The organism is Exiguobacterium sp. s21 (assembly GCF_018617975.1).
Lineage (GTDB): Bacteria > Bacillota > Bacilli > Exiguobacteriales > Exiguobacteriaceae > Exiguobacterium > Exiguobacterium mexicanum_A.
In genome coordinates, this window is the sequence record NZ_JACSLF010000035.1 from 1 (window position 1) to 475 (window position 475).

Here is a 475-nt window from a genome sequence, read left to right on the forward strand (position 1 = left end):
ACCATGGCCGCGACGAGCTGGTTCGCCGTGCGGATGTAGGTGTCCATCATCCGCTCCAAGATGGCCTGTTGCGCTTTCGTCGGATGGAGTTTGATGTTCACGGTCAATGTCTGCGACACGGTCTCATCCCCTTGTCTTTTGATCCTCGACATAACGTTTGATGGTCTCGCTGGAGACGTTTCCCGCCGTCGACACGAAGAAGGATCTCGTCCAGAGGCTCGTGAGATGTGTGAGGTGTGGGAATTCCTCCCTGAGCCGCTTCGACGAGACGCCTTTGATGCGCGCCATGATGTCGGACGGGCTGATGGATGGCAATGCGGATAAGAAGAGATGTGTGTGGTCCCGGTCGCACTCGATGGCGAGGAGGTGGATGTCGAGCCCTTCGCAGACATCGTGGACGATCTCTTTGAACCGTCGCTCGAACAGGTCGTCATCGAACAGTTTTCGGCGATACCTCGGGCAGAACACGAAATGA

1 protein-coding gene is annotated in these 475 nt (G+C 56.6%); it reads right to left on the bottom strand.

Features of this window, described 5'->3' with window-relative positions; genetic code table 11:
- Positions 1-123: 123 nt before the first annotated feature.
- A partial coding sequence (gene tnpA / locus KNP06_RS15185) for an IS200/IS605 family transposase (RefSeq protein WP_214789513.1) occupies positions 124-475 on the bottom strand: 352 nt, incomplete at its 5' end.